Source organism: Novosphingobium terrae, assembly GCF_017163935.1.
Taxonomy (GTDB): Bacteria; Pseudomonadota; Alphaproteobacteria; order Sphingomonadales; family Sphingomonadaceae; genus Novosphingobium; species Novosphingobium terrae.
Genome location: NZ_JABVZR010000001.1, coordinates 2,311,212 through 2,331,415 on the forward strand (window position 1 = coordinate 2,311,212; position 20,204 = coordinate 2,331,415).

Sequence of the window (20,204 nt, forward strand, 5' to 3'; positions counted from 1 at the left end):
CCGGCCTTCCCGGCAGCGGAAATGCGCTGCCCGCCCCTAGTTCTGGCGACCGCTTTCGAGAAGAAACACCGCCAGGGCCTTCGCCGCATCCGGGTCGACCGCATAGGTCACCACGCGCCCGGCCCTGGTCGCGGTGACGATGCCCGCGCGCGACAGAACGGACAGATGCGTCGACATCGAGTTGGGCAGGGTCTCCATGTGGTTAGCCAACTCGCCCACGGACATGCCGTCGCCGCGCCGGGACAGCGTCAGGAAGACGTCCATCCTCGTGGGCTGCGCCAACGCGCTCAACATGCCGATCGCCTTGATCTTGTCCATATGTCAAAGATAGTCGATGTGACATCCTCTTCAAGCGCCAAATTTGACAGTTCGGTAACCACGAAAATCCCGCTTAGACACAGGCGCAGAGGGATCGAAAATAATTTTCATATCATCATATCATGATGTATTGACATATTGACGAGCAATGCCATCTAGGGGTTGTCGGACGGGACCCATCGCCATCCCGCGCCGAAGTTGGAGCCTTACTCGGCGACCCGGAGATGGCCATGACTGCCACCTATCCCGACCTGCCGGCGCGCGACGCTGCCCGGACCTACGATCACCATTCTGACGATCCCCTCGGTGACGACCAGCCGACCGACCCCTTCTACCTGACCACCCGCCGCGGCCTCTATCGCGTCGTGACCGTGGCGGCCGAGGCCGGCGCGCGTTTCCAGCGTGAGGGCTGCGCGATCGATCCGATGAGCTGGATGCTCACGCCGCGCGTCATGTTCGACGGCGCAAATGCGATCGACGCCTGCGTGTCAATGCCGCACTTCATCAATGCGCTGATGCTGCACGGGCTGGGATTGGGCACAGACGCCGATCCCGAGCTCTTCGTCCATCTCGTGCACGACGATCCCGTCGCCAAGCCTCCGGCCCCGCGTCATGTCAGAGCCTCGGCCCGATACGCAGCGCGTCGTATGCGCGGAGGCACCGGGGACCGGCTACGCCGGCCCGCCGCCCGCCCCCGACAGTCGCCACATGCGAAGTCCGACACCACCTTCGGAGCCTTCTGATCCTAGGCCACATCCACTTCCCGCGCGCCTAACGTAAGCGCCCCGCTTCCCACCCCAGGCCGCCGCCTCCCTATAGCACGACTGAGACGTAGCGGGCTCCGGCCCCTTCTAACCTGCCGGCGCCGAAAACGGGCCGGACTGGAGCAAGAAACATGGACAAGCGACATACGCGCGGCCTCCTGGCCGCCGCGAAGGACGAATTCTGGCCGAAGGTCCGGCCTCTGGACCTCGATGAAGGATGGACAGACGACGGCGATGGCCCCGCAGCTGGATCCATCGCGGTAGTCGACATCTCCACCGTCGGCAGCCACCCGGCAGAGGGAAGGATCATCCGCCTCACCCTCCGCTCGTTCGAATACGACAGCAGCGGCGCCATCACGTGGATCGGCGATCTCCTCGATACGGTCGAGGACCCGGGCACCCCCACGCCTACCGGCATGCACGCAGCTGCGGAAAACTCGGTGTCCGAGCCCCGTCGGGGCATCGTCGAGGACTGGACCGCCACCGAGGTGCTTCGGGCCGTGTCGATCGTCGTCGCCCACGGCGTCGACGCCGTGCGCCCCTGGGTCGAGAGCCGGTTCGAGCACGCACGCGGGCTGCGATGGGCCTGTTCCATGAGCGACGTGGACTGGCCGGCCCGCGGTTTCCACGGCTTCGCGCTGAACTCCCTGCTCTGGCAGTCCGGATACAGCCATGGCCGGAACGTCCCAGGCGCCGGCACCGACGCGGTCGTCCAGCTCCTGCGCCATCGCTCGAAGGACAACAGGACAGCTCTGGCCGAACTGCTCGATCGCCAGCGCCGCCCGTCGTGACCCGTGCCCCTTCCCGCTCCAACCTCACTCCCACGAAGGAGACGCCCATGCCCGCCATCCCGCGTGACGACACCTATGCTGCAGACGCCATGTATGCTCCGATTCTGCTGGCCGAACCCGACGGCCCCGGCCGCAACGCTGTCGCGCTCTTCCGAAATCGCGACGACGGCAGCCAGGCAATCGTGTGGCAACAGTCCTGCGAAAGCCAGGAAGGCGCCAGCGCTCTCCACGAATGGATGCTCTTGCGGTCGGACCTCTGGAATTTCTGGGGCCGCCTTGCCGCCCGCCTCGGCGCCGACCCAGCAGGCATGCTGATACTGAAGGCAGCGCGGGCCGACGAGGAGGAACGGCAAAACCAGGTCAGGGAGGCTGAGAAGCACCGTCTGGAGGAAGAGCGGCTTTCGCGCGTGATCACGCTCTACTGCTACACCCCGAAAGGGAAGCGCCCCTACCTTGGGCTGGAGCGTGGCAACGCCGACGAGCCCTTCTTCAAGATGTCCTTCGCCGCGGAGTGGGAATGCGACAGGGTCGTCGACTGGCTTCAATATCAGCGGAAGCGGTTCGAGGAGATGGCGCAGTTGCTCGCCGACTCTGGGCAGCTTGCTCTGGAGCGACACATCCTGGAGGGGATGCGCGCGGCGGAAAGGGACGCGAAGGCCCGCGGGATCAGCGTGGGTGGCCGGCGCCCCCTTCGCTTCTGGAGGGGTCAATGACCGCGGGTCCGCTCGTGCCGGTCGGCGCTTCGGCCGATCAGTCCCGCGACCTGCCCGTCATGCTCTTCGCGCGCACCTTCTCCGGCCGGCCGCTTGTCGTCGGATCCGAAGCCAGCCTGGAACTGCGTGGCGGCGACCGGCTGGGGGCCGACCGCATCCTGGCGGAGCTGGATCTGGACTGGGAGCCGGAGTTCATGCTGTCCGTCCAGCGCGCCTGCGCGCTGCAGCGGGTGAGAGGGCGTCGGTGGTTCACCATGCCGGCGATCCTTCTGGGCGGTGAGGTCGGAGCGGGGCGCACCCATGTCGCCAGGAGCCTGGCCAGGGCCGCCGGGGTGCCGCACATCAGCTTCGACGCGGGCGTCGACATGTTCGTCCAGCCCCGATACGGTCCTGATCTGCAGCTGCCGCTGCCGCTCTGCGCGGCCATGGTCGCCAGCGGCTGCGCGAACCCGGTAATCAGCATCCTCGGGATCGAGTGCGCGAGCAGGGAGATGGTCGACCTTGTCGCACGGCTGGTGGACGGCGCGTCCAACGCCGGTTTTCCCGACCCGACTCTCGCTGCGGTTCTCGACTACAGCGCCGTGACCTGGATCGTGCAGGCGCATGACGTCGATGCCGTTCCTCCCGTTCTGGCCGACCGGCTGAACCGCGTCGATCTCCAGGGCTGGCAGGCCACCCAGTTCGAGCTTCGGTCCATCGACATCCTTGCCGAGGTGCTGGCCGATCGTGCCATCCCCGTTCCGACCGGACTCGATCTCGACGACCTCTTCAAGTCGGTGCGCAGCTGGCGATACCTGCCCACCGCCGAGCTCTACCGCCGCATCGACGTTCTCGTCGATGCGCATGCCTCCCCCTTCTGAACCGAGGAAAATCCAGATGAACGATGAAGAGGAAATCCAGCGCGTCGTCGTCGACGGGCGCGCACTCCAACTGCCGGCGGAAGGGCTGACCGGCCGGGTCGTGCTGGCTGCGGTTGATGCCAATCCGGAAGACCGCGACGTGCTGATCCGCGTCGATGGAGGCTGGGCGCGGATGATCGCGCCCGACGCCCAGGTCGTGGGTGCCGAGGGCGAGGCCCGCTTCCGTCTCCATCGGAAGGGTGTCCTCCGCTATCTCCGGGTCGACGACCGGCTCTGGGAATGGGGCTCCGCTGCGATCTACGAGCATGACATCCGTGAGATCGGCGGCATCGGTGACGATCTCACGCTCCATCTTGTCGGCGGCGACAGGCTCCGCCCCGGCGCGCTGGTGGACCTCTCGGTCAACTGGGTGCCCGGTGTCGTCACGCGGTCGGACCGTGGCGGCACCGTGCCCGTGGTCATCAACGGGAGGCAGCAGAACCTTCCTGCGACAGATATCGACTTCGAGGATCTGGTCAGGCTGGCCTATCCGGACCTCACCCCGGACACCGGCAGGATGTTCACCGTCAGCTACCGCCACGGCCCGATGGACCGGCCGGTAGGTCTGCTTGCCCCCCGCCAGCGCATGCGTCTGACCAACGGAGCGACCTACAATGTCACACGCACTGATAAGGGCTAATCCCGATCTGAGCCGCCTGGTAGAAGACGGTTACGACGTCGAGATCGTGGGGGGCTATCTCGTTCTGCGCGATATCCCCTTCGTGACCGCCGACAGGCGGCTGCGCCGCGGCTCGCTCGTCTGCCTGCTGCAACTGGCCGGCGACCGCACCGTTCAGCCCAGGGACCATAACGGCTGGTTCGCGGGCGGCACTCCTCACACCGCCGACGGCTGTCAGCTGGACGGGATGCTCCACGATTTCAGGCGGCAGGATCTCGGAGGCGGGCTCCTCGTGGATCATTTCATCTGCTGCTTCCCACCCGGTGGCTACTTCGACGACCATCATCACAAGATGACGACCCTGGCCGAGCATGTGTCGGTCCATGCTGCCGTGATCGAGCCCACCGCCACTGCCCGCACCGGACATGTAATGACCGGAGAGGGCAGATCCTGCTTCGAATATCTCGACACAGCCAGTTCACGAAACGGCATCGGCAGGTTTTCCGACCGGCTCGCCGGCCTCAGCATCGGCATCGTCGGACTGGGCGGCACCGGCTCATACATCCTTGACCAGATCGCCAAGACCCCGGTCGGCCGGATCCACCTCTTCGACGATGACCGCTTCGACCAGCACTGCGCCTTCCGCGCGCCCGGGGCGCCGTCGATCGAGGAGCTTCGGGCACTGCCCAGCAAGGTAGCGCATTTCGCGCGCCTCTACTCGCGCATGCATCGAGGCATCGTCGGGCACGAGGTCAGGCTCGGGAAGGCGAATGCCGGCTACCTCGACCATGTCGACTTCGTCTTCCTCGCCGTCGATGACGGGGCGGCTCGGCATATGCTGGTGAAGGAGCTGGAGAAGAGGGCGCTGCCGTTCATCGACACAGGCATCGGGCTGGAGTCGGCGGATGGCGGCCTGACCGGAATGGTGAGGGTCACGACCAGCACGCCAGAGATGCGCGACCATGTGCGGCAGTTCCATCGGGCGCCCTTGGCCTCGGGCGGCGCCGGTATCTACGAATCGCGTGCTCAGGTCAGCGACATGAACGCCCTGACGGCGGTCCTCGCGGTCATCCGGTTCAAGAAGCATTTCGGCTTCTATCTCGACCTCGAGGGCGAGCACCACACCGTCTTCCAGATGGATGGCGCCACGATAATCAACGAAGACTTCAAGGAGCGCGAGACATGACCCCAGAGCGCAGGCCCAGCAACAAGCCGAGATCGGAACGCCGCGCCGCCGCGAAGCGGCTACTCGACGTCGAGCACACGGAGCACCGCCTTCAACTATTCAGGGAGTGGCTCGCCCGCAACGTCTGTCTGGCCTCCCCCCTTCTTCTCGATGCCTGCGCGGCCAGGCGACTCGACATCGCCATGTGGCGCCTCACCCCATCCGACGAGTGGCCGGCAAAAGTAGGCGTCTCTACCCTACTGAACGGGCTCGAGAACAAGGGACACCCCGGCGTTTCGGCATGGGGCCGCACGCCCCTCGCCCAAGATGCATACGGGGCACGCCATATCATCCTCCATATCGACGGCCGCTCTGCCCACATGGAGATGCGAGTCGGTCCCACACTCATTCGCACCTCGGACCGGGGCGGAAGCGTCATCCTGCCCATATCCTCGGCAGTCGAGCGCTATGATCTTATTGGCTCGCCGCTCTCATCGGCGGTGAAGCATCCGATCACGCAGGACCGGCGCTACCTCATTACCGGGATCGGCCACCATCCTGCCACCGGACGGCAGATGATCGATTTCATGGCCAATCCGGAACAATGGCGCGTGCCGTGGGCCCGGCCTCGCTGAATTTGTTGGGTGATTTGCGCATATGAGCCGTCGGGGAACCGGCGGCTTTTCATTTTTCAGAAGCGCGAGGCCTTTCGCGAAATCTCGCAGAAATCAGCCATATTTTGGAAGGAAAAGCCGGAATGTGTAGTGATCCAAACGGAAACTTGGATCATCTTAAACGACATTCCGACATTGACATGGTGCCCCCGGCCCGACTCGAACGGGCACATCTCTCGACAACCGATTTTGAGTCGGTCGCGTCTACCATTCCGCCACGGGGGCACTGCAGCAAGAGCAGACTGTCTTGCGCGTCAGCCCGCTTGGCAGGCTCGATGCAGCCCCGCCTAGCGGACCTTTGGCCGGGGATCAATGCCCGAAAGCATCAATCCCCAACCAATCAACACATCAATCCTTCAGCGCGGTCGCCACGATCTTGTGCAGACGCGAGTGCAGCGCATCATTGCCTGCCAGCAGCTGAGCGTCGCAGATCGGCTGCGACACGCCGCGCCAGTCGGACACGAAACCACCGGCTTCGCGCACCAGCAGGCAGCCTGCCGCCGTGTCCCAGGGCTTCAGATTGCTTTCCCAGAAGCCCTCGTAACGGCCCGAAGCCACCCAGGCCAAATCCAGCGCCGCCGCACCGAAGCGACGGATGCCCGCCACCTGAGGCGCCAGGGCGGCATAGATCTTCTGCCATTCCAGCGTGTCGCCATGGCCCGCGAAGGGAATGCCGGTGGCGATCAGGCTCTCGTCGAGGTGACGGCGGCCCGAGACGCGCAGGCGGCGGTCATGCAGCCATGCGCCGCGGGCCTTTTCGGCCCAGAAGCTCTCGTCGGTGATCGGCTGATAGATCAGGCCGGCGATCACGTCGCCCCAACCGCTGCCGTCCAGCTTGGGCTCCTGCGCCGCGATCGAGATCGCGAAATGCGGGATGCCATGCAGGAAGTTGCTGGTGCCGTCGAGCGGATCGATGATCCAGCGCGGCTTGGTGGGATCGCCCTCGATCACGCCGCCCTCTTCCAGCACGAAACCCCAATCGGGGCGTGCGGCGCGCAGCTCGTCATAGATGGTGCGCTCGCTCGCCTGATCGGCGCGGCTGACGAAATCGGCAGGGCCCTTGCGGCTGACCTGAAGGTGCTCCACCTCGCCGAAATCGCGACGCAGGCGCTGGCCTGCCTTGCGCGCGGCGCGCTCCATCACGCGGATAAGACCTGAAACGACACTCACTGGGCAAATTCCCGAATTAGAAAGAAGGGGGCGGCGCGCGAAACGCCGCCCTGATCAACAGATCAGTCGGCCTTGCCGACGTAGCTGCGCTCATACACGTTCACGACGATGCGCGTGCCCGAGCTGATGTGGGGCGGCACCATCACGCGCACGCCATTGTCCAGCAGCGCGGGCTTGTAGGACGACGAGGCGGTCTGCCCCTTCACCACGGCATCGGCTTCCACGATGGTGGCTTCCACCTGATCGGGCAGCTGAACGCTGATCGGGCGCTCGTCATACATTTCAAGCACGGCGGTCATGCCGTCCTGCAGGAAGGCGGCGGCATCGCCCAGCAGGTCGCTCGGCAGGGTGATCTGGTCGTAGGTTTCCACGTCCATGAACACCAGATCGTCGCCCTCGGCATACAGGAACTGGAAGTCCTTGGTGTCGAGGCGGACGCGTTCCACCGTATCGGCACTGCGGAAACGCACATTGGTCTTGCGTCCGTCGATCAGGTTCTTCATCTCGACCTGCATGAAGGCGCCGCCCTTGCCGGGCTGGGTATGCTGGGTCTTGGCGACTTTCCAGATGCCCTTTTCGTATTCCAGAATGTTGCCGGGGCGGATATCGACGCCGCTGATCTTCATGGGGATGAACCTTTGATGCGAAAGAACGAATTACAGGCCCCGAAAGGCCCGCGCCTGAAAAGCGCAAGCCGCGCCCTTAGCGCGAGTGGGCGCCCGTTGCAATCCGGGCTGTTCATGTGCCTGATGGCCATCTTCGGGACGAGCCTGCCCGCACAGGCCAGCGAGATCGGCCAGGCTCAGGTCATGAAGCAGGGCGTCTATCAATGCGAAACGCCCGGCAATGCGCTGGGCAAGACCGGCATTCGCCACGAGGATGAGGATTTCACCATCCTCCACGCCTCGGTCTACAGCGTGAAGGGCGGGCGCGGGATTTACCTGCTAACCGGCGATGTGATCCGCTTCACCAGCGGCCCGCGCAAAGGGCAGAAATTCCGCCGCGTGAGCGAGAATTTCCTGCGCAAGACCGATGCGAACGGCAAGGACACCGATATGAGGTGCGTGCGGGCGGTGATGAACAATCAATAAGGGATGAAGGGAAGATGCGAGGGTGTTACACCCTCGCGCTCCCGGAACGTCTCCCGACGATACCGCAGTGGCACCCGATCCGAGTGCCCTGCCTCTCTGTTACTGCGAGGCCTGCTTTTTCACGCGCAGGTAGATCCATGCGATCCCTGCGGCGAACACCACGATGCCCGCGCCCTCCGCGAAGGGGTTCTCGGCGATCACCTGCAGCGGCGTGGCCTTTTGCGTCACACCCGCCAGCAATGCGAAGATCACGCCAAACAGGCTTTCACCCACGATCAGGCCCGTCGCAGCCAGCATGCCGAGGCGCTCGGCCAGTTCGGGGTTGGCGGTGCGCTTGGCCCAGCGGTCATAGGCATGGCCGATCAGCGCGCCGATCGGGATCAGCAACGTCAGCGCCATCGGCAGATAGATGCCCATGCCCAGCGCCAGCGGCGGCAGCATGCCCTTGCCGCTCTTGCGCAGTGCCTCGTCGATCACGATCACCACCGCGCCGATGGCGGCACCAATGCCGATCAGGCTCCAGTCAAGCTGACCGCCCAGCACACCCTGCGCCAGCGTCGAGATCAGCGCCGCCTGAGGCGCGGCCAGAGCATTCGGCCCCGCCCCCGGCACGCCGACAAAGCCGAAGCGCTGGTTCAGCAGGCTCAGCACCGGCGGGATCACCAAAGCGCCAAAGATCACGCCCAGCACCAGCGCAACCTGCTGACGCCAAGGAGTGGCTCCAACCAGTTCGCCGGTCTTCAGATCCTGAAGATTGTCGTTGGAGATGGTCGCCACACCGAAGATAATCGCGGTCACAAACAGCGAGAAGGCCACCAGAGCCTTGGTCGCCGCCGGATCGATATCCCGCCCGAAGAAGGCCGCCAGCAGCAGCGCAATGCCCAGCGCCGAGATGATCCCCGTGCCCGACACCGGCGAGTTCGACGCGCCGATCAGCCCCGCCATATAGCCGCAGACCGAGGCGATCACGATGCCGATCACCAGCACATAGGCAATGGTGGCCAGCAGCACCGGCCAGAAATGCGCCTCAATGGGCCCACCGCGCGCAAAATCCGCCAGCAGCAGGCCGATGGGCAGCATCGCTGCCAGAATCACCGCGCCGACAATGCCGATGGGCAGATCACGCTCGGTCAGCGGCAAGGAAGCCCCCTGCCCGGCCTGACGCGCGCGCTGGGCAGCAATGGCGCCCGAAATGCCCTTCACGATGGGGCCGATCACGCGCAGCAACGTGTAGACCGCTGCGATGCCGATGGTGCCCGCGCCGATGATCCGCACCTTCATCTTGAAGGTGGTACCGATCACCGCGCCCATATCATCGCCGATAAAACCATGGGTGTAGAGCGGCACCAGCACGCCCCAACTCAGCAGCATGCCCACCAGCATGGCGATGCCGACGCCAAGTCCCACCAGATGGCCCACGCCGATCAGCGCCATGGAAAAGCTGGTCGAAACCTGGCTGAGGCTGGAGCCGACGCGGAAGGATTTGGCGGCTTCCTCGGCCACCAGCCCCATCTTGGCCAGCAGCGTGTAGAGCGCGGAAAGTGCCGTACCACTCACGATGGCGGAGAGGCCCTTGCGGTTTTCCTCATCGCCCTCGCCCGTGGCCGAGCTGCCAGCGCCGACTTTCAGCACTTCGGCAGCGGCAACGCCCTCGGGATAAGGCAGGTCCGTGCCGGTCACCAGCGCGCGGCGCAGCGGGACGGAGTACATCACGCCCAGAATGCCGCCGACGCCGATCACCGCCACCGATTGCCAGTAGGGAAAGTCCACCCACCAGCCGATCATCAGCAGGCCGGGCAGCACGAAGATGATCGCGCTGAGCGTGCCCGCCGCGCTGGCGATGGTCTGGACGATGTTGTTTTCCTGAATGGTCGAGCCGCGCATGGTGCGCAGCACGGCCATGGAAATCACCGCTGCGGGGATCGATGTGGCGAAGGTCAGGCCGATTTTCAGGCCGAGATAGACATTGGCCGCGGTAAAGATCACCGTCAGCAGCGCGCCGAGGATGACGCCGCGCAAGGTCAGTTCGCGCGCCGGGGCCGCGCCAACATTTTCTATGGTGTTGGTCTGTGTGGTCATGGCGCCTGATGCCACGGCGCAACTGGGCTGAAAAGCCCCATACGTGCGCTTGTTGACATGAGTGTCAGCAAGCGCACGCGGGATTGGTGCTCAGGCGGCGTGGATCGCCGCGATCAGGGCCTGCACATTGGCCACCTCATCCCCGTCCCAGATGGCGCTGGAGACGGCGAGGAAATCGGCGCCGGCACGCACCAGCGGGCCGCAATTCTCGGGCGTGATGCCGCCGATGGCGACGCAGGGGATTTCGAACACCGTCTGCCAGCAGGCCAGCGTGGAGAGCTGGGCGACATGTTCGGTGACCTTGGTCTTGGTCGGGAAGAAGGCACCGAAAGCGACGTAATCGGCACCGGCCTCGCCCGCATTCATCGCCAGATGGCGGCTGTTGTTGCAGGAAACGCCGATCTGGGCATCGGGGCCGAGGCGGTCGCGGGCTTCGCGCGGATCGCCATCGTCCTGGCCGAGATGGACGCCGTCGGCACCCAGACGCTTGGCGAGGCTGATCGAATCGTTGACGATGAAGGCCACTTCACGCTCGGCGCAGATCGCCTGCAGGGGCGCGGCCAGAGCGGCGGCGGCATGCTCGTCCAGTCCCTTGACGCGGAACTGGAAGGCGGCGACGCCATGCTTGTTCTTCACGCCCGCCTCGATCACGCGGCGCAGGCGTTCGGGGAAATCACCCGTCACATCAAGGGGCGAGATCAGATAGATCTTGGTGCGCGGGCGCAGCTCCGGATCGATCTCGTCGCCGAAGGAGGTTTCGTCGGGCAGGATGCCCGAGTCGAAAGGGTTCTCGAAGTCGTCTTCAAAGGTTTCGTCAGCCATGGGCGCGCTCTAAACCCGCCAGCCTTCGCGCGCAACGTGCATTGCACAGGTGGAGCGTTTGCGCGCCACGATAGGGTGCCGCTGCCCTATCGCCGGAAGACATCATGGGAGCGCGAGGGTGTAACACCCTCGCATTTCTTACTTTAATCCCTTGCCCCAAAACGCGAACGGCGTCGGCCCTCTCTCCCATCCCTTCCCCCGCACGCAGGGAAAAGGATGGGAAAACGGGCCGACGCCGCTGCTCGCCGAAATGCTGCTGGTGGGGCTCGAAAGCCGAGTCCCACCGGCGCCCTGGGCGATTATTCCTTGCCCTTATAGATTTTCACGATCTTGTCGAGCATGGCAAGCGCCTCGGCACGCGGGCGCTGGAAGGTGTTGCGGCCGATGATCGAGCCATTGCCGCCACCGGCCAGAATGTCGCGCGCGTCCTGATAGACGGCATCCTCGCCCTTGGTGGCGCCGCCCGAGAAGACCACGAGGCGACGACCGGCAAAGCAGGACTGCACGACATGCTTGACGCGATCGGCCTGGTTCGACCAGTCCTGACCGGCGTAAGCAGCCTTGGCCTCTTCCTGCTCGATGTGAGCGCTGGGCAGCTTCACCTTGATGATGTGCGCGCCGATCAGCGTGGCGATGTGGGCGGCATAGGCACCGACATCGAGGGCCAGCTCGCCGCTCTTGGGCAGCTTGCCGCCACGCGGGTAGGACCAGATCACGGTGGCGATGCCGACGCTGGCGGCTTCTTCGCGCAGCTCGCGGATTTCCTCGATCATCTCGAAGACATCGTCCGAACCGGGATAGATGGTGAAGCCGATGGCCGAGCAGCCAAGGCGCAGGGCATCGGCCACGCTGCCGGTGACGGCCTGATTGGCGCTGGTGCCCCAGCTGTTGGAGGAGTTGACCTTCAGGATGGTCGGGATCTGGCCGGCGAACTTGTCGGCACCGGCTTCCAGCATGCCGAGGGGAGCGGCATAGGCCGAGAGGCCCGCGTCGATCGCCAGCTGATAGTGATAGTGGGGATCATAGGCATCGGGGTTCACCGCGAAGGAGCGGGCCGGGCCATGTTCGAAGCCCTGATCGACCGGCAGGATGACCAGCTTGCCGGTGCCGCCAAGGCGACCCTGCGACAGGATGCGATAGAGATTGGCCTTCACGCCGGGATTGTCGGACTCATAATTGGCGAGGATCTTTGCCACGGCCTTCGTCGTCATACAGGCTCCTATCGGGGTAAAATTCGGTCAATTTATGCATCGCATAGGTATGCAGTTCCCGTTCGGTAGCCACAAACCTGTTTTTTCGCAACTGCGAGAGCGCAGCATGCCAAACTATTTTTGCGCCAAAAAGACACCAAGATGGCGTCCCAGCCAGCGCCGCAAGGGTGCATCGACAAAGCGGGCCAGAAAGGCGGCGCTGCCGATCGCTGTGAGCAGGAAGACCGACAGGGTGAGGCCCAGCGGCCAGTCATGATCATAGCCGTAATTGCCCACCACATAGGTCCAGAAGAAATGCACGGCGTAGAGCGGATAGGAAATGTCCCCCAGCCTTTCGCCCCAGCGCAGGAAGGTGCGGGGCATCTCCAGCCGGGCCCCGGCCAGCACCAGCGCGGGCGAGAGCAGCAGGATAAAGCCCAGATCGAGCATAAACCGGCTCCAGCCCGAGAAAGGCAGCAGCAAGGGCACAAGCCCGAGCACCAGCACCGCCAGCGACCAGCGGCTGACATTGGGCACGCGCCCTTCCAGCAGCCGCGAGAGAACCATGCCTGCAAGGAAGGAAAAGATGGTACGCACCACGCCCAGATGCACATCGTGCCAGCGATAGCCCTGCTTCACGATTGAAGCGTTCTCCGCAAAAGGCGTGAGAGCCTGCGTGACCGTCAGATCGACCACCAGCACCGCAGCAAACACACATAGCATAGCCATCAGCGCGCGGGTCGGGCGACGGATCGCAAAAAGCGCCATCAGGGCGTTGGCGCCAAACTCCATCAGCAGCGACCAGGCCGGAGGGTTGATCGGCGAAATGTCGCGTCCGATCACGCTGGGCAGGAAGAGCAGATTGGCGGCCAGCCCGCTCAGAAGCGTGCCCCAACCAATGTCGGTGGCATCGCGCGCCACCAGCATCGCCAGCCAGCCAAAGCACAGCAACAACCCGCACAGATGCAGCGGCCAGAGGCGCACAAAGCGCCACGCCAGGAACTCGCCGGTGCCCAGCCCCACGGCGAAACGCGGGCGATAGGTGCGATCCAGCACAAAGCCGGACAGGGCGAAGAAGAAATCCACCGCCAGATAACCGCCGGGCACCAGCGGATTGCTCAGATGGAAGATCGCCACCGCCAGAGCGGCAAGCCCGCGCATCGCATCGAGCGTGACGAAGCGGTGGCGGGCAGCACGTGAAGGCTCGGCACGCTGGGGCCCGCCGCCATCCGGCGACGGGCCCTGTGTTTCAGTGGTTAAGGAAGGTGGTGAAATGTTCAGATTTCCAGCGCCTTCACGCCGGGCAGCTCGCGCCCTTCCATCCATTCGAGGAAGGCGCCGCCTGCCGTCGAAATGTAGCTGAAGTCATTGGCCACGCCCGCGTGATGCAGCGCCGCCACAGTGTCGCCACCACCGGCAACCGAAACCAGCGAACCTTCCTTGGTCAGCGCGGCGGCAATCTTGGCCAGCGCCACGGTCGCGGCATCGAAAGGCACGGTTTCAAACGCGCCCATCGGCCCATTCCACACCAGCGTCTTGCAGGTCTTGAGCGCATCGCCCACCGCTTCCACCGCCGTCGGGCCAACGTCGAGGATCATCTCGTCGGCAGCGACCTCATGCACATTGGTGGTGCGCAGCGATGGCGGATTGGCGGCGAATTCCTTCGACACCACCACCTCGTAAGGCAGATGGATGGTGCAGCCCGAGGCGTCGGCGGCGTCCATGATCTCTTCGGCGGTGCCGGTCAGGTCATGTTCGCACAGGCTCTTGCCCACATCCACGCCGCGCGCGGCCAGGAAGGTGTTGGCCATGCCGCCGCCGATCACCAGATGATCGACCTGCGTCACCAGATGCTTCAACACGTCCAGCTTGGACGACACCTTGGCACCACCAACCACAGCGGCAACCGGCTTCACCGGATTGCCCAGCGCCTTTTCCAGCGCCTCCAGTTCGGCTTGCATGCTGCGACCGGCATAGGCGGGCAGCACATGAGCCAGACCCTCGGTGGAGGCATGAGCGCGGTGCGCGGCGGAGAAGGCATCGTTGACATAGATGTCGCCATTGGCGGCGATGGCCTTCACCAGCTCGGGATCGTTCTTTTCCTCGCCGGGCCAGAAGCGGGTGTTCTCCAGCAGGGCCACATCGCCCTCGCCCAGAATGCCGATGGCCTGCTTGACGATATCCCCGGCGATCTCGGGCACGAACATCACTTCGCGCTCCAGCACCTTCTCCACCGCGCCCAGCACGAGGCTCAGCGACTGGTCCGAGGTGCGCTGCCCCTTGGGACGGCCGAAATGCGCCAGCAGCAGCACCTTGGCGCCCTTGAGCGAGAGTTCCTTGATCGTCGGCGCGGCGGCGCGCACGCGGGTGTCGTCGGTGACGGCGCCATCCTGCATCGGCAGGTTGAGGTCGACGCGCAGCAGCACGACCTTGCCCTTCACATCACCCAGATCGTCAAGCTTGCGGAAATTGGCCATGGTTTCCCCCAGCCCCTCGGCGCGGCAGCGCGGAAGGCATCAGAACATCACCCGCAGCCTAGAAGCGCGGGCCATAAAGAGAAAGGGCGGGACTTTCGCCCCGCCCCGCTTTTGGATCAGAGCAGCTTGCCCATCGCGCCGGCCGTATCGACCATGCGGTTGGAGAAGCCCCACTCATTGTCGTACCAGCTCAGCACGCGCACCATCTTGCCTTCCAGCACAGCCGTTTCCAGGCTGTCGATGGTGGACGAGTGCGAGTCATGGTTGAAGTCGCCCGAGACCAGCGGCTCCTCGGTGTAGCCCAGCACGCCCTTGAGCGGACCCTCGGCAGCAGCCTTGAGCAGGCCGTTCACTTCCTCAAGCGTGGTATCGCGCTTGGGGGTGAAGACCAGATCGACGACCGAGACGTTGGGGGTCGGCACGCGGATCGACGAACCGTCCAGCTTGCCCTTCAGCTCGGGCAGAACCTCGCCCACGGCCACGGCGGCGCCGGTGCTGGTGGGGATCATGTTCAGGGCAGCGGCGCGGGCGCGGCGCGGGTCCTTGTGGATCTGGTCGAGGATCTTCTGATCGTTGGTGTAGCTGTGGATCGTGGTCATCAGGCCACGCTCGATGCCGATGGCTTCGTGCAGCACCTTGGCGAAGGGGGCCAGGCAGTTGGTGGTGCAGCTGGCGTTCGAAACGATCAGATGCTCCGAGGTCAGCTTGTCATCATTCACGCCGAACACGACGGTGAGGTCAACGTTCTTGCCGGGGGCCGAGATCAGCACGCGCTTGGCACCCGCATCCAGATGCTTGCCGGCGCTGGCGCGGTCCACGAAGAAGCCGGTGCATTCCAGAGCGATGTCGATGCCCTGAGCGGCATGCGGCAGGTTGGCGGGGTCCTTCTCGGCCGTCACATGGATGCGCTTGCCGTTGATGACCAGATCGGTGCCGTCCACCTCGACGGTGCCGGGGAAGGTGCCATGCACGCTGTCGCGCTTGAAGAGCAGGGCGTTGGCCTTGGCATCGGCCAGATCGTTGATCGAGACCAGTTCCAGACCGCAGTCCGGGCGCTCCAGAATGGCGCGCGCGACGTTACGGCCAATGCGACCGAAACCATTGATCGCTACCTTCACAGCCATGTCTTGCTCCTCAATTGGGTGAATTTAGGTGTTCTAAGTGCTTAGGCGCCAAGCGCCGCGACGATCTGCGGCGCGATCTTGGGCGCCGTCAGACCGAAGTAATCGTAAAGCGCAGCCGCCGGAGCGCTGGCGCCGAAGGTGTCGATGCCGAAGCGCAGGCCGTCAGCGCCGGTGATGCTTTCCCAACCGAAGGTGGTGCCAGCCTCGATCGAGACCTTGAGCACACCGGCGGGCAGCAGATCCGCCTGATAGGCAGCATCCTGATCGCGGAAGCGGCTCATCGAAGGCATGGAGACAACATCGGCACCGATGCCCTGCTCTTCAAGAGCGGCACGCACGGCGACGGCGATTTCCACTTCCGAACCGGTGGCGATCAGCACAACCTTGCGGTCAGCAGTCGCCTCGGCAAGGCGATAGGCGCCCAGTGCCGAGAGGTTCTCACCCGACTTGCGGACCTGGCTCACGTTCTGACGCGTCAGCGCCAGCACGGTCGGGCCGTCATCGTTTTCCAGCGCCAGCTGCCAGCACTCAGCCGTCTCGATGACGTCTGCGGGGCGAAACAGCTCAAGGTTCGGGATCATGCGCATGCTCATCACATGCTCGATAGGCTGGTGCGTGGGACCATCCTCGCCCTGACCAATCGAGTCATGCGTCAGCACGTACACCACTCGGGCGCGCTGCAAAGCAGACATACGAATGGCATTGCGCATATAATCGGAGAACACCAGGAACGTGCCGCCGTAAGGGATGATGCCGCCATGCAGCGCCATGCCGTTCATGGCCGCCGCCATGCCGAATTCGCGAATGCCGTAATAGACATAACGGCCGCTGTAATCATCGGCGGTCAGCGGCGTGGTGGCCTTCACCTTGGTGAGGTTCGAGCCGGTGAGGTCAGCCGAGCCACCCACCAGTTCGGGCACCAGCGGGGCCAGCACTTCAAGCGCCAGCTCGCTGGCCTTGCGGGTGGCGACCTTCTGGTTGCCTTCCAGCCAGCCTGCGAAGGTGGCCTCGGCCTCTGCCAGATCGGGCAGTTCGCCAGCCATGCGGCGGCTGAATTCCTGACCCTGGGCATCGGCGGCCAGACGGGCGCTCCATGCGGCATGGGCAGCAGCGCCCTTGCCAGCGAGCGAGCGCCAGTCGGCGAGGATTTCGGCAGGCAGCTGGAAGGGCGGCAGGGTCCAGCCCAGCACCTCGCGGGCGGCGGCGATTTCGGCGTCACCCAGCGGCGAACCATGGACGTTATGGCCACCCTGCTTGTTGGGGGCGCCCTTGCCGATGATGGTGCGGCAGGCGATCAGCGAGGGACGCGGATCGGCGATGGCTTCGCTGATGGCGCGGGCGATATCGTCGAAATCATGGCCGTCGCACTCGACAACGTGCCAGCCGGTGGCGCGATAGCGGGCCGGAATGTCTTCGCTGGTGGAAACGCTCGTGTCGCCATCGATGGTGATGCGGTTGTCGTCCCACAGCACGTTGAGGCGGCCCAGCTTGAGGTGACCGGCCAGTCCGATCGCCTCATGGTTGATGCCTTCCATCAGGCAGCCGTCGCCCGCGATCACGAAGGTGTTGTGATCGACCAGATCGTCGCCGAAGGTGGCGTTGAGGTGGCGTTCAGCCGTGGCGAAACCGACCGCCATGGCCAGCCCCTGACCCAGCGGGCCGGTGGTGCATTCCACGCCGGGCAGCTCGAAGTTTTCGGGGTGGCCGGCGCAGACGCTGTGCAGCTGGCGGAACTTGCTGATGTCATCCATCGTCGGCTGTTCGTAGCCGGTGAGATGCAGCAGCGAGTAGATCAGCATCGAGCCATGGCCCGCCGACAGGATGAAGCGGTCACGGTCGGCCCAGCGCGGGGCAGCCGGATCGAACTTCAGAAAGCGCGAGAACAGCACCGTCGCCACATCGGCCATGCCCATCGGCATGCCGGGGTGGCCGCTGTTGGCGGCCTGAACGGCATCCATGGAGAGAACGCGGATGGCATTGGCCATCGCCTGCAACCTTGCGTTGTCGAGCTGAGGGGCGTCGAACGGGGCGGCGATGGTCATGCTTTGCTGGCTCCAGATGATACGCGAATCGCGCGGACCTCTTTGCGGATGCACCCTGCCCCGTCAACCGTCCGGCACGCACAAGGGGAATAATAAGTATGCAGCCATGAATACGAATGTGAGGCGATGCACTGCTCACCGCCGCATCAGACCTCTTTTCCATCGCAGAGCCGCTTTGCAGTCGCCCGCCGCTGGGCTAGGCTCCCCTGCATATGAATGAGTCCCCCCGCGAAGCAGCCTGGCAAAGAATCGAAGCAGCCCTCACACGGCTGGACGCGGCGGCGCGCACCCGCAGCGATGCCGCCACGCTGGAGCTGCAATTGCATGAAGAGCAGGAGCGCCATCAGGCCCTGCGCGGCGCACTTCGCGAGACGCTGGGGCGACTCGATGCACTGATCGCCTCGCATGCACCCGGCAGCGGAGTCGGCCCGGCGTGAGCAATGTTACCCTGACCATTGCCGGTCGCGATTATGTGGTGGGCTGCGCCGCGGGCGAGGAAGAGCATATCGCCGATCTGGGGCGGATGATCGATGCGCGGCTGGCCAGCCTGCCACCTGCCGCCGTGCAGGGCGAAAGCCGGGCGCTGCTGTTTGCCGCCCTGCTGCTGGCCGATGAGGTCTATGAGGCAAAAAAGGGCGATCTTGGCCTGCCACCGCCTGCCGAAAGCTTCGAGGCCGAAGAATTTCTTCCCGAGCAGGAGGATGCCTCTCCCGCCATCCCGCTGGCGCTTGAAGAGGCGCCTGAAGAAGCTTCGACGCCCGCCCCCGAACCCGTGCCGGCATGGCCTGACGACACCGACCGCCTTACCGATCTGGCCTTGCGATTGGAAAATCTGGCCTCTTTGCTGGAAGACCCCCTTGAGGATCGGCTCTTTCGCGCCTAAATTGCATGGCGACGGGTACTGCCGCGCACGAGCCTTTCGAACATCCCTGAGGCTATAAGCAAATCCTTGGGGGCTGTCTCTGCCCAGGCCCTGGCCTGTGGTACATGGTCCCCACCTGACGTGTAGGCGTCGGTGGATTTCTAGGCAAACGACCCATGGTGGTCCCGTCACCCCCTTTCTCGCGCGCGCTGATCCGGCCCGCGCCATCCCATGAGGCATCGCTTGGACGAGAAGAAGGCGCTGCGGGCCCGTTTGCGCAAGGCCCGGCGCGCGCATGTCGCTGCTCTGGACCCGCGCGTGCGGGCGCTGATCTTTATGCGGCCGCCTGCCGCCGTGGCCGCTCTGGCGCCCGAGGGCGCGGCGGTCGGCCTCTATCACGCCTTGCCCGATGAGGCGCCGACGCGCGGCTATGCGAAGTTCTTTGCCGAGCAGGGGCGCCCCATCGCCCTGCCCTGGTTCGCGCATAAGGATGCGCCAATGCAGTTCCGCCTCTGGCTCGATCCCTATGAGGATGAAGGGCTGGAAGTTGGCCCGCATGGCGCCTTGCAGCCCTCTGCCGATTCGCCTCTGGCCGAGCCGCAGCTGGTTTTCGTGCCGCTGGTGGGCTTTTCCTCGGATGGCGCACGCTTGGGTCAAGGCGGCGGCCATTATGACCGCTGGCTGGCCGCCCATCAGGGCGTGACCGCGCTTGGCTTGGGCTGGGACTGCCAGTTGGAGGAAAACCTGCCTCTGGAAGCCCATGACCACCCGCTGAAAGCCGTCATCACCCCCACCCGCCTTTACGAGGCCCCCTGATGGCCAAGCCCCCGCCGCGTAACGCCCCGACCTGGCGCATCCCCATCGGCATTCTGGCGCTGGTGGGGGCGCTGCTGGTCTATGGCGGGCTGGTGGCGCGCTTCGTGGCGCCATGGATCGCGCCATGGCCTGTGCTGGCTCAGCTGCCCGTCTATGTGCTGCTGGGGGTGATCTGGCTGCTGCCTTTGAGGCGCTATCTGATCTGGATGGAAACCGGACGCTGGGGCTAAAAACCCCGGCGTTTTTTTTCAAAGCCGCGTGCCGCGCGCACAAACAGAAACGGCGACCCGAAGGCCGCCGTTCTCATTTCCCGCTAGGAGAAAACATTCCCAAGGTGGCGCGAGTGACGGGACTTGAACCCGCGACCCTCGGCGTGACAGGCCGATACTCTAACCAACTGAGCTACACCCGCGCAATGCCCGGAACACTCTTACTGAAACACAAGTGGCGCGAGTGACGGGACTTGAACCCGCGACCCTCGGCGTGACAGGCCGATACTCTAACCAACTGAGCTACACCCGCTCACCTGTGTTTCCGAAGAGGCAGCGCCCCTTGGGAGACGCGCCTCTAGGCGGGACCGCCGACCCT

The 20,204-nt window shown here is 64.7% G+C and carries 22 protein-coding genes and 3 tRNA genes; 12 read left to right on the forward strand and 13 right to left on the reverse strand.

Annotated features, from left to right (window positions below):
• Positions 1 to 36: 36 nt before the first annotated feature.
• Positions 37 to 318 carry an ArsR/SmtB family transcription factor gene (locus HGK27_RS10450; protein ID WP_206240472.1) on the reverse strand — a complete coding sequence of 94 codons (282 nt, stop codon included), beginning with the start codon at positions 316 to 318 and terminating at the stop codon, positions 37 to 39.
• Between the two features lie 230 nt (positions 319 to 548).
• Between HGK27_RS10450 and HGK27_RS10455 the strand changes: the two genes are divergently transcribed.
• The 7 genes from HGK27_RS10455 to HGK27_RS10485 all read left to right on the forward strand — a co-directional run bounded on the left by HGK27_RS10455 (position 549) and on the right by HGK27_RS10485 (position 5,904).
• Positions 549 to 1,061 carry a hypothetical protein gene (locus HGK27_RS10455; protein ID WP_206240473.1) on the forward strand — a complete coding sequence of 171 codons (513 nt, stop codon included), beginning with the start codon at positions 549 to 551 and terminating at the stop codon, positions 1,059 to 1,061.
• 152 nt (positions 1,062 to 1,213) lie between these two features.
• Complete coding sequence (locus HGK27_RS10460; protein WP_206240474.1) at positions 1,214 to 1,873, forward strand: hypothetical protein; 660 nt, start codon at positions 1,214 to 1,216, stop codon at positions 1,871 to 1,873.
• 47 nt (positions 1,874 to 1,920) lie between these two features.
• Complete coding sequence (locus HGK27_RS10465) at positions 1,921 to 2,586, forward strand: hypothetical protein (protein ID WP_206240475.1); 666 nt, start codon at positions 1,921 to 1,923, stop codon at positions 2,584 to 2,586.
• On the forward strand, positions 2,583 to 3,446 hold the full coding sequence (locus HGK27_RS10470; protein ID WP_206240476.1) for a hypothetical protein: 864 nt from the start codon (positions 2,583 to 2,585) through the stop codon (positions 3,444 to 3,446). Before HGK27_RS10465 ends, HGK27_RS10470 begins: the two co-directional genes overlap by 4 nt.
• Before the next feature lie 16 nt (positions 3,447 to 3,462).
• Positions 3,463 to 4,125 (forward strand): multiubiquitin domain-containing protein, encoded by a 663-nt coding sequence (locus HGK27_RS10475; RefSeq protein ID WP_206240477.1) that lies wholly within the window; start codon positions 3,463 to 3,465, stop codon positions 4,123 to 4,125.
• Positions 4,100 to 5,290, forward strand: coding sequence for a ThiF family adenylyltransferase (locus tag HGK27_RS10480; protein WP_206240478.1), 1,191 nt, complete (start codon positions 4,100 to 4,102; stop codon positions 5,288 to 5,290). Before HGK27_RS10475 ends, HGK27_RS10480 begins: the two co-directional genes overlap by 26 nt.
• Positions 5,287 to 5,904 carry a hypothetical protein gene (locus tag HGK27_RS10485; RefSeq protein WP_206240479.1) on the forward strand — a complete coding sequence of 206 codons (618 nt, stop codon included), beginning with the start codon at positions 5,287 to 5,289 and terminating at the stop codon, positions 5,902 to 5,904. The genes HGK27_RS10480 and HGK27_RS10485 overlap by 4 nt, the downstream gene beginning before the upstream one ends.
• Before the next feature lie 180 nt (positions 5,905 to 6,084).
• Here HGK27_RS10485 and HGK27_RS10490 read toward each other — a convergent pair.
• The 3 genes from HGK27_RS10490 to efp form a co-directional block, all read right to left on the reverse strand.
• Positions 6,085 to 6,168: transfer RNA gene (locus tag HGK27_RS10490), tRNA-Leu, on the reverse strand.
• 123 nt (positions 6,169 to 6,291) lie between these two features.
• Complete coding sequence (locus HGK27_RS10495) at positions 6,292 to 7,113, reverse strand: inositol monophosphatase family protein (RefSeq protein WP_206240480.1); 822 nt, start codon at positions 7,111 to 7,113, stop codon at positions 6,292 to 6,294.
• 62 nt (positions 7,114 to 7,175) lie between these two features.
• A complete protein-coding gene (gene efp / locus HGK27_RS10500; RefSeq protein WP_206240481.1) occupies positions 7,176 to 7,739 on the reverse strand; it encodes an elongation factor P in 564 nt (187 codons plus the stop codon).
• A gap of 123 nt (positions 7,740 to 7,862) precedes the next feature.
• Here efp and HGK27_RS10505 point away from each other — a divergent pair, with 123 nt between their 5' ends.
• Positions 7,863 to 8,204 carry a hypothetical protein gene (locus tag HGK27_RS10505; protein WP_206240482.1) on the forward strand — a complete coding sequence of 114 codons (342 nt, stop codon included), beginning with the start codon at positions 7,863 to 7,865 and terminating at the stop codon, positions 8,202 to 8,204.
• A gap of 99 nt (positions 8,205 to 8,303) precedes the next feature.
• Here the strand turns inward: HGK27_RS10505 and HGK27_RS10510 are convergent, their stop codons facing one another.
• The 7 genes from HGK27_RS10510 to tkt all read right to left on the reverse strand — a co-directional run bounded on the left by HGK27_RS10510 (position 8,304) and on the right by tkt (position 17,938).
• A complete protein-coding gene (locus tag HGK27_RS10510; protein WP_206240483.1) occupies positions 8,304 to 10,283 on the reverse strand; it encodes an OPT family oligopeptide transporter in 1,980 nt (659 codons plus the stop codon).
• A gap of 90 nt (positions 10,284 to 10,373) precedes the next feature.
• Positions 10,374 to 11,105 (reverse strand): thiamine phosphate synthase, encoded by a 732-nt coding sequence (gene thiE / locus HGK27_RS10515; RefSeq protein ID WP_206240484.1) that lies wholly within the window; start codon positions 11,103 to 11,105, stop codon positions 10,374 to 10,376.
• Between the two features lie 299 nt (positions 11,106 to 11,404).
• Positions 11,405 to 12,316: a class I fructose-bisphosphate aldolase gene (locus tag HGK27_RS10520; RefSeq protein WP_206240485.1), complete on the reverse strand. Its 912-nt coding sequence runs from the start codon at positions 12,314 to 12,316 to the stop codon at positions 11,405 to 11,407.
• 114 nt (positions 12,317 to 12,430) lie between these two features.
• The gene (locus tag HGK27_RS10525) at positions 12,431 to 13,456 is read right to left on the reverse strand and encodes an acyltransferase family protein (RefSeq protein WP_206240486.1); all 1,026 of its coding nucleotides are present in this window, start codon (positions 13,454 to 13,456) and stop codon (positions 12,431 to 12,433) included.
• 116 nt (positions 13,457 to 13,572) lie between these two features.
• Positions 13,573 to 14,772, reverse strand: coding sequence for a phosphoglycerate kinase (locus HGK27_RS10530; protein ID WP_206240487.1), 1,200 nt, complete (start codon positions 14,770 to 14,772; stop codon positions 13,573 to 13,575).
• 116 nt (positions 14,773 to 14,888) lie between these two features.
• Positions 14,889 to 15,896 (reverse strand): type I glyceraldehyde-3-phosphate dehydrogenase, encoded by a 1,008-nt coding sequence (gene gap, locus HGK27_RS10535; protein ID WP_206240488.1) that lies wholly within the window; start codon positions 15,894 to 15,896, stop codon positions 14,889 to 14,891.
• A gap of 41 nt (positions 15,897 to 15,937) precedes the next feature.
• Positions 15,938 to 17,938 carry a transketolase gene (tkt, locus tag HGK27_RS10540; protein WP_206240489.1) on the reverse strand — a complete coding sequence of 667 codons (2,001 nt, stop codon included), beginning with the start codon at positions 17,936 to 17,938 and terminating at the stop codon, positions 15,938 to 15,940.
• Positions 17,939 to 18,150: 212 nt separating this feature from the next.
• On the opposite strand from tkt, the gene HGK27_RS10545 reads away from it, so the two are divergent.
• The 4 genes from HGK27_RS10545 (at position 18,151) to HGK27_RS10560 (ending at position 19,846) form a co-directional block, all read left to right on the forward strand.
• Positions 18,151 to 18,375, forward strand: a complete 225-nt coding sequence (locus tag HGK27_RS10545; protein ID WP_206240490.1) for a hypothetical protein — start codon at positions 18,151 to 18,153, stop codon at positions 18,373 to 18,375.
• Positions 18,372 to 18,821: a cell division protein ZapA gene (locus tag HGK27_RS10550; protein ID WP_206240491.1), complete on the forward strand. Its 450-nt coding sequence runs from the start codon at positions 18,372 to 18,374 to the stop codon at positions 18,819 to 18,821. The genes HGK27_RS10545 and HGK27_RS10550 overlap by 4 nt, the downstream gene beginning before the upstream one ends.
• A gap of 222 nt (positions 18,822 to 19,043) precedes the next feature.
• Positions 19,044 to 19,616, forward strand: a complete 573-nt coding sequence (locus tag HGK27_RS10555) for a 5-formyltetrahydrofolate cyclo-ligase (protein ID WP_241127022.1) — start codon at positions 19,044 to 19,046, stop codon at positions 19,614 to 19,616.
• On the forward strand, positions 19,616 to 19,846 hold the full coding sequence (locus tag HGK27_RS10560) for a DUF2842 domain-containing protein (RefSeq protein WP_206240493.1): 231 nt from the start codon (positions 19,616 to 19,618) through the stop codon (positions 19,844 to 19,846). The genes HGK27_RS10555 and HGK27_RS10560 overlap by 1 nt, the downstream gene beginning before the upstream one ends.
• Before the next feature lie 105 nt (positions 19,847 to 19,951).
• On the opposite strand, the gene HGK27_RS10565 is transcribed toward HGK27_RS10560, so the two are convergent.
• Both HGK27_RS10565 and HGK27_RS10570 read right to left on the reverse strand, forming a co-directional pair.
• Positions 19,952 to 20,028: transfer RNA gene (locus HGK27_RS10565), tRNA-Asp, on the reverse strand.
• Between the two features lie 33 nt (positions 20,029 to 20,061).
• Positions 20,062 to 20,138 (reverse strand) — tRNA-Asp (locus tag HGK27_RS10570).
• Positions 20,139 to 20,204 lie beyond the last annotated feature (66 nt).

Excerpts from the sequence above, each read along its gene's own strand:
- HGK27_RS10525 (WP_206240486.1), bottom strand. The coding sequence starts at position 13,456 with ATGCGCGGGCTTGCCGCTCTGGCGGTGGCGATCTTCCATCTGAGCAAT.
- HGK27_RS10545 (WP_206240490.1), top strand. The coding sequence starts at position 18,151 with ATGAATGAGTCCCCCCGCGAAGCAGCCTGGCAAAGAATCGAAGCAGCC.
- HGK27_RS10465 (WP_206240475.1), top strand. The coding sequence starts at position 1,921 with ATGCCCGCCATCCCGCGTGACGACACCTATGCTGCAGACGCCATGTAT.
- tkt (WP_206240489.1), bottom strand. The coding sequence starts at position 17,938 with ATGACCATCGCCGCCCCGTTCGACGCCCCTCAGCTCGACAACGCAAGG.
- HGK27_RS10460 (WP_206240474.1), top strand. The coding sequence starts at position 1,214 with ATGGACAAGCGACATACGCGCGGCCTCCTGGCCGCCGCGAAGGACGAA.
- HGK27_RS10530 (WP_206240487.1), bottom strand. The coding sequence starts at position 14,772 with ATGGCCAATTTCCGCAAGCTTGACGATCTGGGTGATGTGAAGGGCAAG.
- thiE (WP_206240484.1), bottom strand. The coding sequence starts at position 11,105 with ATGGCTGACGAAACCTTTGAAGACGACTTCGAGAACCCTTTCGACTCG.
- efp (WP_206240481.1), bottom strand. The coding sequence starts at position 7,739 with ATGAAGATCAGCGGCGTCGATATCCGCCCCGGCAACATTCTGGAATAC.
- HGK27_RS10470 (WP_206240476.1), top strand. The coding sequence starts at position 2,583 with ATGACCGCGGGTCCGCTCGTGCCGGTCGGCGCTTCGGCCGATCAGTCC.
- HGK27_RS10475 (WP_206240477.1), top strand. The coding sequence starts at position 3,463 with ATGAACGATGAAGAGGAAATCCAGCGCGTCGTCGTCGACGGGCGCGCA.
- HGK27_RS10520 (WP_206240485.1), bottom strand. The coding sequence starts at position 12,316 with ATGACGACGAAGGCCGTGGCAAAGATCCTCGCCAATTATGAGTCCGAC.
- HGK27_RS10560 (WP_206240493.1), top strand. The coding sequence starts at position 19,616 with ATGGCCAAGCCCCCGCCGCGTAACGCCCCGACCTGGCGCATCCCCATC.
- gap (WP_206240488.1), bottom strand. The coding sequence starts at position 15,896 with ATGGCTGTGAAGGTAGCGATCAATGGTTTCGGTCGCATTGGCCGTAAC.
- HGK27_RS10450 (WP_206240472.1), bottom strand. The coding sequence starts at position 318 with ATGGACAAGATCAAGGCGATCGGCATGTTGAGCGCGTTGGCGCAGCCC.
- HGK27_RS10480 (WP_206240478.1), top strand. The coding sequence starts at position 4,100 with ATGTCACACGCACTGATAAGGGCTAATCCCGATCTGAGCCGCCTGGTA.
- HGK27_RS10505 (WP_206240482.1), top strand. The coding sequence starts at position 7,863 with ATGGCCATCTTCGGGACGAGCCTGCCCGCACAGGCCAGCGAGATCGGC.
- HGK27_RS10510 (WP_206240483.1), bottom strand. The coding sequence starts at position 10,283 with ATGACCACACAGACCAACACCATAGAAAATGTTGGCGCGGCCCCGGCG.
- HGK27_RS10485 (WP_206240479.1), top strand. The coding sequence starts at position 5,287 with ATGACCCCAGAGCGCAGGCCCAGCAACAAGCCGAGATCGGAACGCCGC.
- HGK27_RS10455 (WP_206240473.1), top strand. The coding sequence starts at position 549 with ATGACTGCCACCTATCCCGACCTGCCGGCGCGCGACGCTGCCCGGACC.